This window comes from Acinetobacter sp. CY81 (assembly GCF_059515925.1).
This window is the reverse complement of record NZ_JCAKNC010000011.1, coordinates 26,230-41,690: the sequence shown is the minus strand read 5'-3', so window position 1 is coordinate 41,690 and position 15,461 is coordinate 26,230. Positions and strand designations below refer to the sequence as shown.

Annotated in this window: 13 protein-coding genes; 10 read left to right on the top strand and 3 right to left on the bottom strand. The window is 38.2% G+C overall.

The annotated features are described in order from the left end of the window. Positions 1-106 precede the first annotated feature (106 nt). Entirely contained in the window at positions 107-529 is a 423-nt protein-coding gene (aceI, locus tag AC5YDM_RS12170; protein ID WP_496152353.1) for a chlorhexidine efflux PACE transporter AceI, read from the top strand. Positions 530-671: 142 nt separating this feature from the next. Here the strand turns inward: aceI and AC5YDM_RS12165 are convergent, their stop codons facing one another. Then, on the bottom strand, positions 672-2,198 hold the full coding sequence (locus AC5YDM_RS12165; protein ID WP_496152352.1) for an acetyl-CoA C-acetyltransferase: 1,527 nt from the start codon (positions 2,196-2,198) through the stop codon (positions 672-674). Between the two features lie 238 nt (positions 2,199-2,436). On the opposite strand from AC5YDM_RS12165, the gene AC5YDM_RS12160 reads away from it, so the two are divergent. The 7 genes from AC5YDM_RS12160 to dnaX all read left to right on the top strand — a co-directional run bounded on the left by AC5YDM_RS12160 (position 2,437) and on the right by dnaX (position 12,006). Continuing rightward, positions 2,437-3,828: a 3-oxoacyl-ACP reductase gene (locus AC5YDM_RS12160; RefSeq protein ID WP_496152351.1), complete on the top strand. Its 1,392-nt coding sequence runs from the start codon at positions 2,437-2,439 to the stop codon at positions 3,826-3,828. A gap of 275 nt (positions 3,829-4,103) precedes the next feature. After that, positions 4,104-4,958, top strand: coding sequence for a MaoC family dehydratase (locus AC5YDM_RS12155; protein WP_496152350.1), 855 nt, complete (start codon positions 4,104-4,106; stop codon positions 4,956-4,958). 249 nt (positions 4,959-5,207) lie between these two features. Further along, the gene (locus AC5YDM_RS12150) at positions 5,208-6,488 is read left to right on the top strand and encodes a serine hydrolase domain-containing protein (RefSeq protein ID WP_496152349.1); all 1,281 of its coding nucleotides are present in this window, start codon (positions 5,208-5,210) and stop codon (positions 6,486-6,488) included. Positions 6,489-6,578: 90 nt separating this feature from the next. Continuing rightward, the gene (gene cpaA, locus AC5YDM_RS12145) at positions 6,579-8,354 is read left to right on the top strand and encodes a metalloendopeptidase CpaA (RefSeq protein ID WP_496152411.1); all 1,776 of its coding nucleotides are present in this window, start codon (positions 6,579-6,581) and stop codon (positions 8,352-8,354) included. A gap of 27 nt (positions 8,355-8,381) precedes the next feature. Next, positions 8,382-9,014, top strand: a complete 633-nt coding sequence (gene cpaB, locus AC5YDM_RS12140; RefSeq protein ID WP_496152348.1) for a metalloprotease secretion chaperone CpaB — start codon at positions 8,382-8,384, stop codon at positions 9,012-9,014. A gap of 93 nt (positions 9,015-9,107) precedes the next feature. Further along, entirely contained in the window at positions 9,108-9,569 is a 462-nt protein-coding gene (locus AC5YDM_RS12135) for a copper resistance protein NlpE N-terminal domain-containing protein (RefSeq protein ID WP_496152347.1), read from the top strand. 163 nt (positions 9,570-9,732) lie between these two features. After that, positions 9,733-12,006, top strand: a complete 2,274-nt coding sequence (gene dnaX / locus AC5YDM_RS12130) for a DNA polymerase III subunit gamma/tau (RefSeq protein ID WP_496152346.1) — start codon at positions 9,733-9,735, stop codon at positions 12,004-12,006. A 60-nt stretch (positions 12,007-12,066) separates the two neighbouring features. On the opposite strand, the gene AC5YDM_RS12125 is transcribed toward dnaX, so the two are convergent. Then, a complete protein-coding gene (locus tag AC5YDM_RS12125) occupies positions 12,067-12,510 on the bottom strand; it encodes an acyl-CoA thioesterase (protein WP_496152345.1) in 444 nt (147 codons plus the stop codon). A 46-nt stretch (positions 12,511-12,556) separates the two neighbouring features. Next, positions 12,557-13,714 carry an iron-containing alcohol dehydrogenase gene (locus AC5YDM_RS12120; protein ID WP_496152344.1) on the bottom strand — a complete coding sequence of 386 codons (1,158 nt, stop codon included), beginning with the start codon at positions 13,712-13,714 and terminating at the stop codon, positions 12,557-12,559. A gap of 111 nt (positions 13,715-13,825) precedes the next feature. Here AC5YDM_RS12120 and AC5YDM_RS12115 point away from each other — a divergent pair, with 111 nt between their 5' ends. After that, on the top strand, positions 13,826-14,332 hold the full coding sequence (locus AC5YDM_RS12115) for a low molecular weight protein-tyrosine-phosphatase (protein ID WP_496152343.1): 507 nt from the start codon (positions 13,826-13,828) through the stop codon (positions 14,330-14,332). Between the two features lie 79 nt (positions 14,333-14,411). Then, on the top strand, positions 14,412-15,449 hold the full coding sequence (murB, locus tag AC5YDM_RS12110; RefSeq protein WP_496152410.1) for a UDP-N-acetylmuramate dehydrogenase: 1,038 nt from the start codon (positions 14,412-14,414) through the stop codon (positions 15,447-15,449). Positions 15,450-15,461: the final 12 nt, after the last annotated feature.

Sequence of the window (15,461 nt, the reverse complement as noted above, 5' to 3'; positions counted from 1 at the left end):
ATCAAAATTATCTATCAATAATATTGAAAGATTCTAACTCGAATTATCGAAATTTATAAAATAAAATCTACTTCATCTTATTTATACAAAGAAAGAGAGATTTAAAATGTTGATTTCCAAAAGAAGGATTGTTCATGCTTTGAGCTATGAAATCATCCTGTTGGTGATCATAGCACTTGCACTCAGTTTTATTTTTGAAATGCCTCTTGAAGTCACTGGCGTACTGGGTATTTTTATGGCAGTGACTTCTGTAATTTGGAATATGGTATTTAACCATTATTTTGAGAAATTTGAGGCTAAGCATCAGTTAAAAAGAACAGTACGTGTCCGTATTCTTCATGCGATTGGATTTGAGGGTGGACTCATGTTAGCAACCATTCCAATGGTCGCTTATGCAATGAATATGAGCTTGTGGCAAGCGATCGTTTTAGATTTTAGTTTGACCCTGTGTATTTTGGTGTATACCTTTATTTTTCAATGGTGCTATGACTTGATCGAAGCCAAAATGGGTTATGCTGTTGTTCAATAATCAATTATAAGTTTTGTTGTGCATTAGATTGGAAGTACAGATAAATTCTGAATAAAGATAAATCATTATAAATATCAGCACATAGAATATGAAAATAAAAAGCACCTCAAATTGAGGTGCTTTTTATTTAATTATGATGCAATTATTTTTCAATAATTGCTGTTACACCTTGACCACCCGCAGCACAGATCGAAACAAGAACACGACCTGAACCTTTTTGGTTAATCAATTTAGCAGCAGTTGCGATGATACGACCACCAGTTGCAGCAAATGGGTGTCCTGCAGCAAGTGAAGAACCTTTTACGTTTAATTTCGAACGGTCAATAGAGCCTAATGGTGCATCTAAGCCTAAACGCTCTTTACAGAATTTTGGATCTTCCCATGCTTTAAGCGTTGAAAGTACTTGAGATGCAAACGCTTCATGGATTTCATAATAATCAAAATCTTGAAGTTTAATGCCTGCACGATCTAGCATACGTGGAACTGCATAAGCAGGCGCCATTAACAAACCTTCTTTTTTCTCTACAAAATCAACCGCAGCTGTTTCAGAGAAAGAAAGATAAGCTAAAATTTCATGTCCATTGGCTTTAGCCCATTCTTCAGAAGCTAAAAGTACGCATGAAGCACCGTCTGTAAGTGGGGTCGAGTTACCTGCAGTCATCGTACGCGCATCGCCTTTACCAAAAGCAGGTTTTAGTTTTGCTAGTTTTTCTACAGTAGAATCAGGACGTAAATTATTATCACGATCTAGACCTAGGAATGGCGTAATTAAATCATCAAAGAAACCTTCTTCGTATGCTTTACCCATTTTTTGATGTGAAGAGGCAGCCAGTTCGTCTTGAGCTTCACGAGAGATGCCCCATTCAAGCGTCGTGATTGCTTGATGATCACCCATAGATAAACCAGTGCGTGGCTCACCATTTTTTGGCGCATCGAGTAGGTCTTTAACATTGATTTTTGTCAGTGCTTTTAAGCGATCTTTACCTGTTTTAGCAATATTTAGTTCAAGTAAAGCTTTACGTAAACCATCACCAAAAGCAATTGGCGCATCAGAAGTCGTATCTACACCACCAGCAACACCCACTTCAATTTGACCAAGAGCAATTTTATTTGCGACTAAAAAAGCAGCTTGTAAGCCTGTACCACATGCTTGTTGAATGTCATAAGCAGGAGTTTCAGGGGCAAGTTCTGTATTTAATACACATTCACGAGTCATGTTGAAATCACGGCTGTGCTTAAGAACAGCACCAGCAACGACTTCACCTAAGCGTTGACCTTTTAGGTTGAAGCGTTCAACTAAGCCATTTAATGCCGCAGTAAACATGTCCATGTTTGTCGCTGTGAAATAAGCACCGTTAGAACGAGCGAAAGGGATACGATTTCCCCCAATAATTGCAACACGGCGTACAGTATTTTGACTCATAATTTTATCCTGTGTAACAGAAGATTTAATATTGATTGTTGCTTTAGATGTAGCTGTTTTTGTATTTGCTTGGGTACTTTTGCGTGGCTTAGTAGCTGAACGCGTACCTGACGCTTTTTGAGTATTTGCGTTAGTCGAAGCTGCTTGCGTACTTGAACTCGTTTTAGGACGAGTTGTTGATGTATTTGACACAGGTTCTTTCGCAGAATTCTCGACTGTTGGATTTTCTTGAGTTGTTTTGCTCATAAGGCTTTTCCAAGCATGTTTGCGATATTCTAGGACTGTACATTAACATATCTGTAATGTAGTCGAATTGACTATAATGACATTTAACAAAACGTTCAGGTCAAGACATACATAGATTAACTCAAGTATTATTTATCTGAAACAGATGGATCATCTATATTATAAGTGTTTGAGATTACTTAGAAGTTCAAAATTCACTTGGATCCACTATAAATTACTTTGTCGAGAGATCACATTCATGACTGACCAATATCAAGCTTTTTCAAAATCTCCAATTGGTAAATTTGTCATTAAAAATTTAGGTTTACCAACACCACTTGAATTAGACCGTTTTACTTCTCCTACACCTGTGATTCAAGGTGCGGTACTTTTTGGTGCTGCTCCATCTAGCCAGCTTTCTGGTGACATTGCCCAAGTTTTTGCCAATATCCATGCCAATACTTATGCAGGCAACAATGCAGAATTACAACAAGCTGCTGCTAAAGTGGGTTTGAGCGTCAGTGCATTTAATGAAGGTGACAAAGAATCAAAATTTAAAGCTGTGGTATTTGATGCCTCAGGCATTCAAAACTCTGAACAGTTGAATGAGTTACATAAATTTTTCAATCCGATTGCTCGACAAATTCAAGTATCAGGTCGTGTGATTGTTGTGGGTTTAACTCCAGAGCAAGCGCCGACAGTTAAACAAGCGATTGCGCAACGTGCGCTTGAAGGTTTTGTTAAATCGGTAGGTAAAGAGTTTAAGAAAGGTATCGCAGCACAATTGGTTTATGTTGATCAAGATGCAGCTTCAAATGTTGAATCAACGCTACGTTTCTTATTATCAGCACGTTCAGCTTATGTATCAGGTCAAGTGATTCGTGTTTCTAAAGCAACGGTAATAGATGTAGATTGGACAAAACCACTAGCAGGTAAAATTGCGGTAGTAACCGGTGCAAGTCGTGGTATTGGTGAAGCGATTGCGCATGTGTTGTCTCGTGATGGTGCGCATGTAATTTGTTTAGATGTACCTCAGCAACAAGCAGATTTGGATCGTGTTGCAAGTGAAATTGGCGGTTCTACGTTAGCAATTGACATTACCGCTGCTGATGCAGGGGAAAAAATCAAAGCTGCCGCAGCTCAACAAGGTGGATTGGATATTATTGTTCACAATGCGGGTATTACTCGTGACAAAACTTTGGCAAATATGAAGCCTGAGCTTTGGGATTTGGTGATCAATATCAACTTAGCTGCGATTGAGCGCGTAAATGATTATTTACTCGAAAATTCAGGCTTAAATGAAAATGGTCGTATTGTTTGCGTATCATCAATTTCAGGCATTGCAGGGAACTTAGGTCAAACCAACTATGCTGCCTCTAAAGCAGGCGTAATCGGCTTGGTTAAATTCACAGCGCCAATCTTGAAAAATGGCATTACCATCAATGCTGTTGCACCTGGCTTTATCGAAACACAAATGACAGCGGCAATTCCATTTGCAATTCGTGAAGCTGGACGCCGTATGAACTCGATGAGCCAAGGTGGTCATCCTGTCGATGTTGCTGAAACAATTGCATTATTTGCAGCAACAGCTTCTACAGGTTTGAACGGTAACGTAGTTCGTGTGTGTGGTCAAAGCCTGTTAGGTGCTTAATTTAAACGATTTCTTTTGTATCGTTTAATCATCGATGTATTTGATTGAATTGAAATAACAAGCCTTTCTAAGCAGAAGGGCTTGTGTTACATATTCATATCTAAAATAAAATTTTAGGTATTTATTCTTAATGTTTAGTTCTGAATCGTGATTTTCGAATTTTTGATTTTAGAAACTTAGTTAGAATGTAGATTGGTAGGGAATTATTAAGTTTCATCATTAATATGGAAGTTGATAATTGAATGTATTGAAATATAAAAAATGAAAGGTCTAGTATGAATACTCGTCACTTTAGTCAACTGCCAAAACCGTACTTGGCTTATCCAAAAGTAATTCAAGGCTTATTTTTTAAAAAGCCTAAAGGTGAAAAAGTACTACCGCAAGTTGAGTATGTGGTGGATTCATTTAAAACGGATTCTAAACATTTAAAAGCTTATAACGAAATTTGTGGTTATAAGCAAAATGGCTATATTCCAGCAACATATTTGGCAGTCGTTTCGCAAAGTCTACAAATGCATATGATGACGACAGAAGCTTTTCCATTTGCATTGTTAGGCTTAGTACATATTCGTAATGTTGTGAAGCAAACACGTAAGATTGGTGTCAATGAAAGTATGACTTTATCTTGCAAATTTGGTGAGCTCAAAGCCCACGATAAAGGGCTACAATTTGATTTTTTAACCACAGCTAAAATTAATGGCGAAGTGGTGATGGAAGGCTTAACCACTTATCTTGCACGTCAAAAAACAGATGGTTCAGTTCAGCCAAAAGTGAAAGAAGAAAGTGTCCCTGAGTATCAATTAAAAGCAGTGTGGGATGTTGCTGAGAATACGGGTCGCCGTTATGCAATGTCATCAGGTGACTTTAACCTTATTCATATTCACGCCGTGACAGCCAAAGCATTTGGATTTAAGCAAGCCATTGCACATGGTATGTGGAGTAAAGCGCGTGCTTTAGCGAGTTTAGAGTTGCCAGATGCCTATGAAGCAGATGTGCATTTTAAACTACCGATGTTCTTACCTTCTAAAGTTGAGTTTTTAACTGCGGAACAAAAGGGCAATACTCAAATTTTGATTCGCAATGAAAAATCACAGAAGCCGCATGTGGCGGGTGTTCTAAAAGCATTATAAGGATAAGACTAAGCCTAAACTTGATGTTTGGGCTTTTTTTGAATCTGATTTTCATCTTTTTATTTGTGAAATAACTTAGGCATTGTATGAAGGTTGTGTTTAAGCAATTGGAAGTTGATATTCAAATTGTAGATCGTTGAATTTGGATTGTTGATGAGTGGATCTGAATTTTAAAAAAATGGTTCGATTGGCTTGGTTGAATTAAAGAAACGACAATCCAATGTAAAATAAAATAAAAAAGGACAGGTGATGAAGCTGATTCGTAACTATTTTCGTGCTGACCAAAATAACTATCAAGGGCATGTAGATCCAAGGTTTATAGACTTAGCAACGCATTTTAGTCGCCTACAGGATGCACGTAGTGGTCAAGGTGGTGCTGCCTTAGCCATCTATTTTGCAGGTGAAAAAGTTGTTGATATTCATACAGGTAAAAAGACTCAAAAAGAATTGTGGCAAGAGGATACATTGTCCGTCTGTTATTCGACAGGTAAGGGAATATTGGCAACACTTGCTCATATTTTAGTGAGCCATCGCTTTCTCGATTACGATCAACCGATTGCGGATTATTGGCTTGAGTTTGCTCAGCATGGCAAAGGAAAACTGTCACTCAGACATCTATTGAGCCATGAATCAGGTTTATATGATATACGAAATATCATTGCTCAAGCTTCTGAAATGTCTGACTGGCAGCATATGTTAAAGGTGATGGAGCTGAGTCAGCCACGTTTTGAAATTGGCTCTGAACATGCTTATCAAGCACTGACCTTTGGATGGTTGGTTGGTGGGGCGATTGAAAAGGCAACTCAAAGACCCTTGCAAGAATTGATGAAGCTATATCTGGTTGAGCCACTAGAGTTGGATGGTGCTTACTTTGGTGTACCTGAACATGAGATTGCACGTGTAGCAAAACCTCTGAATTATCAAGATCCAGAGATGCGTGCACTCAAAGCTGAACAAAAGAAAAATCAAGTCCATAATAAAACGCAAAAAAAGCACAAGCCTGATTTAATAGGCAAAGCCATCGAACTATCAGGACAAAATCCTGAAGACTTTTTAGATGCGATGGTTCCTAAGGGGATGGCGCGTTTTAGCTTTTTTGATGATGCAACTTTACAGACCTTAATTCCAGCTGCAAATGGTGTGTTTACGGCACGCAGTCTTGCAAAAATTTACGCGATGCTGGCTCAAGGCGGACGATGGAATAATGTTGAACTGATTGATCCAGTGACTTTTAAATCTTTAAGTACCATTCAAAATCATGGTCGCGACAGAGTTATGCCGATTCCAATGAAATGGCGTTTGGGTTATCACAGAGTGCTGGCTTTAGGGAAGCGTGCAACTCAAGGTTTTGGTCATATTGGATATAATGGTTCAGGTGCTTGGTGCGATCCAGAGCGTCAACTCAGTTTTGCTTATACACATAATTTTCCAACGGGTTCGATTACAGGAGATTATCGTTTATGGGGCTTGAGCCAAGAAACCCTACGCTGTGCAGATCAGATCATACATGGTAAAAAAGGTTGGTTTTAAAACTGACCTAAGAGTTGCCTAAAGCACTAGAATTAAAAATGCTTTATTTATACAATTCACACACTATAAATTTAAACTTAATAATAAGAGCTGTTCATGAAAAATAAAATATCACTGTTTGTCGCAACCTGTTTGCTGAGTGGCGTTGTTGCAAGTACGGTTCTCACGCCGAATACCAATAAAAATAGCGGTCTTATTCCTTCAGGGCATAGTGATTTACAATTTAATCTATCCAATGGTAATTGGGTTCAAAATTTAAATCTGCCAGCATCAGCCAATGATCAAGATGTTATTACAATCAACTCACAAGCAGGGTATGCATCTTATTTAGATACCTCGAATACTGATTTACCTCTTGAGTCCTTAACCATTCGACAAGGTCAGAGTTATAGCTTTGTTTTTGATAAAACCAGTGCTCAGTGGCGAGTGAAACCGACAGTAAGCTACCCAAGCAATGGCGCAAATGATTTTGCTGTGCCTAACAATAATCAAATGATTCAAAAAGTTCATGTGCGTAATGGACAATGGGCTCGTCAAATTACACTACCAAGCAATGTTGCTGAAGGCACGTTGATTAATGTGATATCTGATGCGAGTTATGATTCTTCTATTCATACATCAAATTTGTTGTTTGCGAGTAGTTATATCCTTAAAAGTGGAGACAGCTTTTGGTTTAAGTATTCTAAAGAGTTAGCCAAGTGGGTGCCTGAAAGTATCAGCCCTTATCAGCTGAAAGCACAGAATGTCGGGTCTAAAATTACGTCAATTAAAGCCCCATTAACTGAAGTAATTTTTGCAGATGCTAATTGGATTCCTACATTAGAACTTCCGCAAACGGCTAAAGATCGTGATCGTGTCGTGGTTAAATCATCTGCAACATGGGAAGCAACCATTTTAAATACAAACATCAATACTCAAGCAACGTTGAAATTGAATCGTGGTGATCGGTATGAGTTTATGTATGTGGCTGATATTGCAAAATGGGTGTTGATGTCTTCGCCACAGTTGGCTTTAGAGGCAAAATCGCTCAATACTCAAAAACTTCCAGATATGAAACAACCGATGATAAGAGTAAAAATCGGTAATGCCAATTGGCAAGCGAATTTAGCTCTACCTTCTAAAGCTAACATTGGAGATAAAGTAATCTTTAGCTCATTGGCTGATTGGAGTACCACGATCACTGCATCAAATGGTTTAAAGCAGACGATTTCTAAAGGTGAAAATCAACGTTATATATTCAGTGCTAAAGGCTGGGTTAAAGATAGCTATACCATTGATATGCTATTGGTCAACAGCCCTGAAGTGTCTAAATCACTAGGAGCGAATGCTGCGAAAATTCGGATGCTGGAAGCGCAGGATTTAACCAATGTAGCAGCTGAAAACTCTAATGCTCAATTTTATATTCGAGATGTAGGTTATCTAGAGTATAGAATTCCAGGCAGCACTAAACTCGGTGATATTACGGGTGCGGGTCGTGACGATAAGACGATTCAGAATGAACGTAATCGTGTAAAAGCAGATGCTGTGTATTATCAAGGTAATGAAGAAGGCTGTGGCTTAGCATGGGTGAATAAATCACCATTAGCTTATAATATGTTGGGTACAAGCAGTACCAATTGTGGTTTGTCTGTAATGCGTCATGAGTTTGGTCACAATATGGGTGTTGATCATAATGATAGTCATGATTCTGCTCGTGGGTTTGCACATCCATTAGGCAGTACAATCATGGGTGGGAACTCATTACCATTTTTCTCTAGTCCAACGCTATATCATCCCAAGTATGGTTATCGTTTAGGTTTAGCCAATAAAACTGATGCTTTGAGTATGATCAATAAGAATGCACCTGTTGTTGCTCAATTTCGTTAATTTTGGGTTTCCAGTTGCAGAATATCTATGAATAGAATCATTTATTCAGTGATTGCGGTGGCCATATTGGCTGCCGCGATATTACTTTACCTAAAACCTGAGGGTAATGCATTTGACAGTTCTCAGACTGGCAATCAATACTCAGATCATCGTAAAGAAGGTCGAGATCTAGCTCGTGCTGAGTCAAGTGATGATATTAAAGAGAGCAGTCGAGATCTCAGTAATAACCAATCATCCAATCATCAGATCGATAAAAGTCTGATTGTAGCCATAGAGCCAAATGCAATCAGAACTCAAGTTATTCCTGCACATTTTAAAAATCCTGAAAATGGTTTTTTATTCAGTTTTGATACTGAAAAAATGGCGGATAAGCAGGTGGGTGACCGATTGGAAATGAAAATGTTGCAATTTGATCTTCATCGTAATGCCGTTATTCAATCTGTTGATCAATTAGATCAAGATATTGTGAAATGGCGAGGAAGTTTCGAAGATTATCCTGAAGATTTAAATTATTTTACAATTACTCAAAGCCAAACGGATCGATATGCAATTTTGAAAGTCTTTACCGATAAGGGCAGTTATATTGCTGAAATTAAAGATGGTATAGGTTTAGCAAAGCCAGAAGATGGACTGGTGGATGATGGACTGGAATCGCATTAGGCGATGCTTTTTTATTGGTAGACATTTGATCAGTCCTTGCATCAAACTTCAAATATGCTATTTTGCGCTTTATTTTCTGTTTTTATTTCTCCCATGCAAAAATCAATTTTTATTCCATTGATTGCGGTTACTGCAATGGCAGGTTGTGGCGATCATCAAGCCCAATCCGAATTCAGCAGTGCAGCTAAAAATCAAACAATTGAAAAAAAAGTTATTGTTCCTGAATGGGTGGGTAAGTATCAAGGGACGACGCCATGCATGGGCTGTTTTTCTCGTTGTGATGAATGTCCTGGAATGTCTGTTGAGCTGACCTTGAAAGCAGATCAAACATTTGTGTTGTCACGTTTGAGTTTAAGTGGGCACAATGAAATTGAAACCCTAAAAGGTAAAATTAAATTTACGGAAAATGATCAATCTAAATTAGAGCTTGAGAATGTAACTACACGAAATTTACTTTTTGTCGATTTGAAAAATAACTTACTTGAAATTCTTGAGGATAAAACATCAAATGCTTACGTGGCATTCGATGATTTTTCACTTGAAAAAACGATTTAGCGCTAAGCCTAACAAATAGTATTGTGTAGGGAACCTATAGCTATTGGGTTTTCTACAAGGTCTTTATTCATTTTATATGCATCACTAAGCAAGAGAATTCATAATCCGCATTCACTCTTGAATAAAAAAACAGTATGCTTAGACCTGTATAAAGGGAGCATTCATGTATCAAGTACTTGCACGTAAATATCGTCCACGTAATTTTATCGAACTCGTTGGTCAAAACCATGTATCACGTGCATTAACCAGTGCTTTAGAACGTGGCAGATTGCATCATGCTTATCTGTTTACAGGAACTCGAGGTGTCGGTAAAACCACGATTGCGCGTATTCTTGCGAAATGTTTAAACTGCGAGACTGGGGTGACTTCGACGCCGTGTGAAGTGTGTCCGACGTGTACTGCTGTGAATGAAGGCCGTTTTATTGATTTAATCGAAATCGATGCGGCATCGCGTACCAAAGTTGAAGATACTCGGGAATTACTGGATAACGTCCCTTATGCACCGACACAGGGTCGATATAAAGTTTATTTGATCGATGAAGTGCATATGCTTTCGACGCATTCCTTTAATGCGTTGCTTAAAACACTAGAAGAACCACCTGAACATGTAAAATTTTTGTTTGCGACGACAGATCCTCAAAAATTACCGATTACGGTGATTTCACGTTGTCTACAATTTACCTTAAGACCTTTGGCTGTCGATGAAATTACAGCGCATTTAACCCATATTTTAAATAAAGAAGAGATTCAAGCTGAACAAGATGCGATTTGGCAAATTGCAGAATCAGCTCAAGGTTCTTTACGTGATGCATTATCCTTAACTGATCAGGCGATTGCCTACGGTCAAGGCGCTATTCAACATCAAGATGTCAAAGAAATGTTGGGGCTAATAGATCGAACCATTATTTTTGATTTGATTTTAGCGATCCATCAAAATCAACAGCAGCGTGTGAGTGCATTGTTGATGCAGTTTAGACAGCAGGCACTTGATGTTTCCTTGGTTTTGGATCAGTTCATTTCGACTTTGCATGAATTGGCGCTATTACAATATTTACCAGATCTTAGCCTTAAATATAGTGCTGAAATTAACGCCAAAATTATGCAACTTTCAGGCTTAATTTCTGCTCAAGATCTTCAATTGTATTATCAAGTGGCTTGTAAAGGGCGCGCCGATTTACAGTTGGCAGTGACTCAAGAACAAGGCTTTGAAATGTGTGTGTTGCGTTTATTGGCATTCAGGCCTATGCAACCGAATGAAGTTTCTTTACAAAAAGCGAGCCAGTCAGCTACACAGCAAGTCTCAACTCAAGAAACTTCAGTCAGCTTAACGTCAGTGCAAGATATATCAGTACAAGACGTACCAATGTCAGCGTCGCCACAATCGACATCACTTGAAAATGAAAATGTTGTTGGTGCTGATCAGACAAGATTGATGACTCATGAAAACGCACGATCAAATGATGGAATTGAAGAGCAGCAAGCTTCACCAAGTGCACAGATTTTAAATGAAGCAAGCTTTGATTTGGATGGCGATTATAACGAAGATGCTGATTTGGACCATGCCTTGAGTCAACGTGGCGAGCAGAATGAACCAAGCAGTGATGATTATCTTGATGATGAAGATGATCAAACGATCACGGATTCTGATGCAGGTTCTACACAAGGTTTAGAAAGTCCTGTCATGAATAATGAACAGGGTGTATCTGTTGAGGATGATTTAAGCACTCAAAGATCTGAGTTTGAAAGCTCTGACCTTACAGACTCAGATATTGAAAACTCTGATATTACCAGCTCTGAAATCCAAAAAATAATTGAGTCTGAAGGACCTGAACTAACATTCTTTGGTGATGAACCTGTTACATCTGTACCAAATGCGACAGAAGCGCTAAACACGAATGATGATGTATTTTTCTTAAATCCTGCTGTAGAAGTTACTCAAATTAGTAATTCAGCTACAGTAGAGACTAATCAGCCGTTGGTTGAAAGTTTGGTTGCTCATCCTGTTGCTGATTCAGCTTTAATGCCACAGGATATTTTAGCTTTAAGCCCTCAAAAACTTGAGGGTGAATGGAATGTAGATAAGTGGGAGTATTGGTTCCGTAACAGTCAATTATCACCTGCGGTACAAGAACTGGCTCAACAAGGCATGATGACAGGTGAAATTAATGCTGCAAGTGTTTTCCATATTCCTCAAAAGTACGAAACTATTTTAAATCAGTTCCAACATACGCTTGAAAATGAACTCAAATCACAATGGTCAAACACACGATTTAGTGTTGTTTACCAAGAAGTCATCGAACAGACACCGTATGCCAAACAAGCGGAGCGTAAGGTTAAAGCCCATGTAAGAGCCAATGAGTTATTGGCTCAGGAAGATGCTGTTAAAAGTTTAATGGCTATGTTTGAAGGTGAAATTCACAACGTTCAGCTAAAATAAGACATGATCTTTGTGTGAATATCTATGTCATACAAAAAGCTAACTTGGCTCAAAATGATTTTATAGTTCTTCATTCATTAAAAATGACGCTAAAGCATTTCGCATTTCAGTCGAAATCGAGGTGCTTTTTCTTGTTACACGATCAACAAACACATGAGTAAAGTAACCTTGTGCTGAGGCTGCTTCTTGACCTTGTTTGAAAATGGCTAAGTCATAGCAAAGTGATGAATTGGCTAGTTTTCGAATAGCTACTCCAACGTCAATGATTTCGGGATAAGACAGTTCTTGCATAAATTGACAGTGTGATTCCACCACTAAACCGATGCTTGGTGATTGGCGAATATCAAATCCAGCTTTTTGGATGAGTAATGCATTTGCTGCGGTATCGAAATAGCTATAATAGGTCACATTATTGACATGACCATACATGTCGTTATCTGCCCAACGGGTTTGTATTGGAAAAATAAAAGAATAATGTTGTCGTGAACGAATATTAGGCTTCATAAGATGATCAAATCAAAATTTAAAAAAAGTGCTCAATCCAATTGAGTTAATAAATTGCTTTATAAATATTTAAAGCATCTTCAAAGGTCATTTCTTTTGGATTGTTCTGTAATAAACGAGTTTGTTGCATAGCATCGCTTGCTAATGTTTCTAATTGACTCTGTTGAACATTCAATTCACTGAGCTTTAATGTCAGTCCGCTCTGGTCTAAATGACGTTGCATATGGTCGATAAATAAATCACATAAACCATCGGTATTGCCTTTACTGTAAGGATCCATCCATTGAATTAACTCGGCATAGTCGCGTTTGGCTTCTGAGGCATTAAACTTTAAAACTTCTAATAAGACCAAGGCATTGGTATGTCCATGGGATAAATGGAAATGTCCCCCAAGTGGATAGGCTAATGCATGTACAGCACCAACAGGTGCATTGGCGAATGCCTGACCTGCGAGCATTGAACCTAATAGCATATTCTGACGAGCTTCAAGGTTATGACCATCATCCAGAACCAGTTTTAAATTTTTATTGAGCAGGCTTAGAGCCTGTTTAGCCAGTAAATCTGCATAAAAGTTTTTCTTAATTTTAGAGGTGTATGCTTCAATCGCATGCACCATGGCATCAATACCTGTTGCAGCAGTAATATGTGCGGGTAAATCCTTAGTAAAGTTCGCATCTAAGATGGCCACATCAGCATACAGAATAGGTGAAACGATCCCAGTTTTTGTGGTTTCGCCTGTAGTTACAATGGATATAGGCGTGACTTCAGAGCCTGTACCTGCTGTAGTTGGTACGAGTATTAAAGGAAGACGAGGGGATTTTGCATTTCCAACACCATAAATGTGTTCAATATGCTGCGTTTGTTTTGGATCAGCGAGGATCGCGATAATTTTCGCGACATCGAGTGAACTTCCACCACCAAACCCGAGGACAGCATCGACATTATGTGATTTTGCAAAATCCACTGCTTGAAGAACGATATGTTCAGGAGGATCGGCTTGAACATCAGAGAAAATAAGATAAGGTGTTGCTGTCGTTTCAAAAATTTCAATCAAAGGTAGATGTAATTGCTGTTGAATCATGCCAGCATCAGTAACCAGTAACAATTTCTTATAAGCTTTATCTTTCAGAATCTGGGTTAATTCTGCGATCGAGCCTAAGCCAGAAATAATATTTCCAACAGTTTGAAATTGAAATGATGCCATTCACGATTCCTTATGCATTATTCAGCATTATTGTTTTACAGTTCTATAGGATTCATCCTGTAAATAACTTAACATATACAACGATAAAAGATATGTACATTTGAGAGAGTTATGACGACGAAAATGCCATACAAAGTTTTATGTGTATGCTTGGGAAATATTTGTCGTTCACCTACTGCTGAAGTCGTGCTTAGACATTATTGTCAGGCAGAGCAGCTTGATGTAGAAATCGACTCTGCGGGTACAAGTAATTATCATCCCAACAAAGCACCTGATTTACGTAGTCAGAAACATGCACTAAAACGTGGCTATGATTTATCGAGTTTACGAGCAAGACAGTTGACTCAACAGGATTTTGTAGATTTTGATTTGATTTTAGCGATGGATATGGAAAATCTCGCAGATATCACTAAATTAAAGTCTAAAGCTGAACATTATTTCCAAAGCCATTTAATGAAAGCACAGATCGCTTTGATGAGTGAGCATGACTTAAATTATCCGAAACATGCGGTACCTGATCCATATTATGGCGGAGATTTAGGCTTTGAACAGGTCTTGGATCAATGTGAGTCAAGTAGCCAAGCGTGGGTTAAACATTTAAAGCGTCAATTAGGCTGATCAACGTTCATATTTTAGTGATGAGCATCAATGGTTCTAGATCAGCATTAAAAGTTTTGTAGAGTACATATAATTCATGATGAATGTTCAAACGAATGTCCAATTAAAAGCATTGAATACCCTAAATTTAGATGCAGTTGCATCGCATTATGTTCAAATTAATCATACCGAAGATTTGCTTGATGCACTGAAATTTGCTGAGCAAAAGCAGTTGAACATTATGATTTTGTCTGGTGGCAGTAATATGTTATTGCCGAATCAGATCAATGCTTTAGTGATTCATATGAATATCCAAGCAAATGAGCGTATTGCTGAAGATGAAACGTCGTATACATTGCGTGTGGGGGCAGGTCAAAACTGGCATGAGTTTGTGCTGTGGACGACTCAGCAAAAAATGTTTGGTTTACAGAACTTAGCTTTGATTCCAGGTTTAGTGGGTGCATCACCTGTTCAAAATATTGGTGCGTATGGTGTTGAAGTAGGTGAATTCATCCACGCTGTAGAAGTTTATAATCGCGTTGAGCAGAAGTTTGAATCAATTTTGGAAGAAGATTGTGATTTTTCCTATCGCCACAGTATTTTCAAAGATGATCCCAATCGTTATATCATCACGCACGTTGTATTTAAGTTGTTAAAAAATGCGGATTTAAAAATCCAATATGGTGATTTAAAAGCAGCCATGGCAGATAATTTGAGTCCCGAAAATTTGCAGCAGCAAGTGATTCAAATTCGTCAGAGTAAATTACCTGACCCGAAGGTATTTCCTAATGCGGGCAGTTTCTTTAAAAACCCTGTGATTCAAACCGTTGAATATGAAAAGCTATCACTAGAATTTCCAAATTTACCGCATTATCCTCAGTCCAATGATATGCAAAAAATTGCTGCGGGTTGGTTAATTGATCAAGCAGGTTGGAAAGGAAAACAACTTGGAAGTGTAGGAATGTTTAGTAAACAAGCACTTGTCTTGGTCAATTATGCTGACGCAAACTTACAAGATGTACAAGCAACATATCGCGCTGTACAACAAGATGTGTTAAAAAAGTTCAGTATTCAACTTGAGCCAGAACCTGTGCTTTTTGACTCAATGGGTTTAATTCAACCACATACCAACAATTGATATAAGGGTGTT